The organism is Devosia insulae DS-56 (assembly GCF_000970465.2).
GTDB classification, from domain to species: Bacteria; Pseudomonadota; Alphaproteobacteria; order Rhizobiales; family Devosiaceae; genus Devosia_A; species Devosia_A insulae.
Window position 1 is genome coordinate 1 of the sequence record NZ_LAJE02000296.1, and the last position, 3,502, is coordinate 3,502.

Genomic DNA, 3,502 nt, shown 5'->3' on the forward strand with positions numbered 1-3,502 from the left:
AAACGGAGAGCACCGGGGTCGTAGGGGTCCTCCGCCGGGGAGGGGGGGAGGGGGGACAGGGAAGGTGGTGGGGGGGGCGGCCCCAAACACTGGCGCTTCCTGGCGCCCCCTCCACCGCCTTCGGCGGTCCCCCTCCCCCGTTTCACGGTGGAGGAGCACCGAGAGTTCAGTGCACAAAGCCATATGCGATTGCCCTGCCCTCAAGGGGGAGGGGAGCTATGTCAGCTTCACGACAGCTTGCTGTGGTCTGGTCGAGCCTGGCCGAGGCGCAACAGCGTCCGGCTGAGGAGTCTGGGAGGACCCCGCAGTTTTGATCAGCGTTGCCGCAACTCTGCGGCAGCCCGTGCTGTTTCATCGCGGGGCATTCCCCCAGGATCGAAATAACGACGGTCGGCAGCGTGCCGGCCGCATTGGAGGACAAGCAATGAAGCATCTCGTCGCGACTGCCTTGCTGGCTGGCGCTTTGGCGCTGCCGACCGCGGCCTTTGCCGCCGACTATTCGATCATGGCGCCTGCCGCGCCCGGCGGCGGCTGGGACCAGACCGCCCGCTCGATGCAGGAAGCGCTCACCGCCGAGGGTATTTCCGGCAATGTGCAGGTTACCAATGTGCCGGGTGCCGGCGGCACCATCGGCCTTGCGCAGTTCGTGCAGGAAGCCAATGGCAACCCGTCCAAGCTGATCGTGGGCGGCTATGTGATGGTCGGCGCGATCCTCACCAACAAGGCGCCGGTGACCCTCGACGCGGTGACGCCGATTGCCCGGCTCACCGGCGAGTATGAAGTGATCGTGGTGCCGGCCTCTTCGGACATCCAGGACCTCGCCGGCCTCGTCGCCAAGCTGAAGGCCGATCCGGGTTCGGTGTCGTGGGCCGGCGGCTCGGCCGGCGGTACCGACCACATCACCGCAGGCCTCTTTGCCAAGACCGTCGGGGTCGACCCCAAGCTGGTCAACTACGTCGCCTTCTCGGGCGGCGGTGAAGCATTGGCCGCGGTGCTCGGCAGCCAGGTCACGGTCGGCATTTCCGGCTATGGCGAGTTCCAGTCGCAGGTGGAAGCCGGGGCGCTGCGCGTCATCGGCGTTTCGGCCCCGGAAAAGGTGGCGATCATCAGCGGGCCGACCTTCAAGGAAAGCGGCATCGACCTGGTGGTGCAGAACTGGCGCGGCGTGTGGGCCGGTCCTGGCCTCAGCGCCGAACAGACCGCCGCCATCGGCGCCGATGTCGAAAAGCTGGTGAACTCTGCCGCCTGGACCAAGATCCTCGAGACCAAGGGCTGGATCAACACTTACCTGCCGGGTGACGCGTTCAGGACCCAGCTAGCCACCGAGATCACTGCCACTGAGGCAATTCTCAAGGATATCGGTCTCGTGCAATGATCGAGCCCATGGCTCAGGCAAACAAGCAGCGCCGCCCAGACTGGGCGGCGCTGGTCATCGCTGCGGGTCTGTTGGCTCTCGCGCTGCTCATTGCGTGGGATGCCTCGCGGCTGGGCGCCGGCGGCGCCTATGCCCGGATCGGCCCGCAGACCATTCCGTATGCGATCGCCATCTGTCTCGGCGGTCTCGCCGTCTGGACAGTCATCGCCGCCTATCGGCACGATTTCCCCGAGCGCGAGCAGCAGGACTTGCCGCCTGTGCTGTGGATCGTCGGCGGACTGATCGCGCAGATGGCGCTGATCAAGTTCACCGGCTTTTCGATCGCCACCGGCATCCTCTTCGCCATGACGGCGCGGGGCCTGGGCAAGGTTTCAATGCCGCTGGCTTTGCTGAGCGGCACCCTCATCTCGGGCTTCGTCTGGTTCTTGTTCGCCCGCGTGCTGCAGCTGACGCTGCCGGCCGGCCCGCCCGAGCACCTGTTGATCCAGGGTTTTGACCTCATCACCGCGCCGTTCAAGGCCGCTCCGGGGAGCGCCAGCTGATGGATACCTTTGCCCTGCTGCTGCAGGGACTCTCGGTTGCGATCCAGCCGATCAACCTGTTGTACGCGCTGGTCGGCGTGACGCTTGGCACTGCCGTGGGGGTGCTGCCGGGCATCGGGCCGGGGACGACAGTCGCGTTGCTCTTGCCGGTGACCTACAAGCTCGATCCCGCCGGGTCGCTGATCATGTTTGCCGGCATCTACTATGGCGGCATGTATGGCGGCTCGACCACTTCGATCCTGCTCAACACGCCCGGCGAAAGCGCCTCGATCGTCACGGCGCTCGAGGGCAACAAGATGGCCAAGGCGGGCAGGGGCGGTCCGGCCCTCGCCACCGCCGCCATCGGCTCCTTCGTCGCAGGGCTGATCGCCACCATCGCGCTCGCCTTCCTCGCTCCGTGGGTGGTGAAGTTTGCGCTGGCCTTCGGGCCGCGCGAGTATTTTGCGCTGATGGTGCTGGCCTTCGTCACCGTGTCGGCGGCGTTCGGCGATTCCGCCCTGCGCGGGCTGACCTCGCTGTTCATCGGACTGACGCTGGGGATCATCGGCATCGACCTGCAGACCGGGCAGGCACGGCTGAGCTTCGGCATTCCCGACCTGCTCGACGGCGTCGAAGTCACGACGCTCGCCGTCGCGATGTTCGCCATCGGCGAGACGCTGTTCGTCGCGGCACAGGGCAAGCGCGCGCCCGAAACGGTGGAGCCGGTGCGCGGCTCGTTGTGGATGAGCGCCAAGGACTGGGCCCGGTCGTGGAAGCCGTGGCTACGCGGCACCGTGATCGGCTTTCCGATCGGCGCCATGCCGGCTGGCGGCGCCGAGATCGGGACGTTCTTTTCCTATGCGGCGGAAAAGAAGCTCTCCAAGCACCCCGAAGAGTTCGGCCATGGCGCCATCGAAGGTGTCGCCGGACCCGAGGCCGCCAACAACGCTTCGGCTGCCGGTACGCTGGTGCCGCTGCTGACGCTGGGTCTGCCGACCTCGGCGACCGCAGCGATCATGCTGGCCGGCTTCCAGCAATATGGCCTGCAGCCTGGTCCGCTGCTGTTCACCTCGAACCCGCAACTGGTCTGGGGCCTGATCGCCAGCCTGTTGATCGCCAACCTGATGCTGATTGTGCTCAACCTGCCGCTGATCGGGCTGTGGGTGAAGCTGCTGACCATTCCAAAACCCTGGCTCTATGCCGGCATCCTGCTGTTCGCGACGCTCGGCACCATCGGCGCCAACCCGTCGGTGTTCGAGCTCGGCATGCTGCTGGCCTTCGGCCTGCTCGGCTATGGCCTGCGGCTGTTCCACTTCCCGATCGCACCGGTGGTGGTGGGGCTGATCCTCGGGCCGATGGCCGAGCAGCAGTTGCGGCGGGCGCTGGCCATCTCGCAGGGCGATGTGACGGTGCTCGTCACCTCGCCGATCTCGGCGACACTGCTGGCGCTGGCGGCGTTGGCACTGATCGTGCCGCTGATCCTCCGGGCCCGCGGCAAGGGCGAAGTGCTCGCGGCGGTTGCTGCCGACAACGACTGACGCCTGCAGGGCTGAGTAAGCCACCGGCCGCTCCGTAATCCTCCCCCGCGCGGCGGGGAGGATTACGG

Annotated in this window: 3 protein-coding genes; all 3 read left to right on the forward strand. The window is 66.8% G+C overall.

Annotation, left to right across the window (positions count from 1 at the left end; genetic code table 11):
* Window positions 1–424 precede the first annotated feature (424 nt).
* From VW23_RS21050 to VW23_RS21060, 3 genes are read left to right on the forward strand one after another with little or no spacing between them, the layout of a single operon-like run.
* Window positions 425–1,375 carry a Bug family tripartite tricarboxylate transporter substrate binding protein gene (locus tag VW23_RS21050; protein WP_069911471.1) on the forward strand — a complete coding sequence of 317 codons (951 nt, stop codon included), beginning with the start codon at window positions 425–427 and terminating at the stop codon, window positions 1,373–1,375.
* A gap of 8 nt (window positions 1,376–1,383) precedes the next feature.
* Entirely contained in the window at window positions 1,384–1,917 is a 534-nt protein-coding gene (locus VW23_RS21055) for a tripartite tricarboxylate transporter TctB family protein (protein ID WP_069911473.1), read from the forward strand.
* Window positions 1,917–3,434, forward strand: a complete 1,518-nt coding sequence (locus VW23_RS21060; RefSeq protein WP_069911472.1) for a tripartite tricarboxylate transporter permease — start codon at window positions 1,917–1,919, stop codon at window positions 3,432–3,434. The genes VW23_RS21055 and VW23_RS21060 overlap by 1 nt, the downstream gene beginning before the upstream one ends.
* The last annotated feature ends 68 nt before the right edge of the window (window positions 3,435–3,502 follow it).

Bases quoted from the DNA above. Each gene is read 5' to 3' on its own strand.
- VW23_RS21060 (WP_069911472.1), top strand. From the start codon at position 1,917: ATGGATACCTTTGCCCTGCTGCTGCAGGGACTCTCGGTTGCGATCCAG.
- VW23_RS21055 (WP_069911473.1), top strand. From the start codon at position 1,384: ATGGCTCAGGCAAACAAGCAGCGCCGCCCAGACTGGGCGGCGCTGGTC.
- VW23_RS21050 (WP_069911471.1), top strand. From the start codon at position 425: ATGAAGCATCTCGTCGCGACTGCCTTGCTGGCTGGCGCTTTGGCGCTG.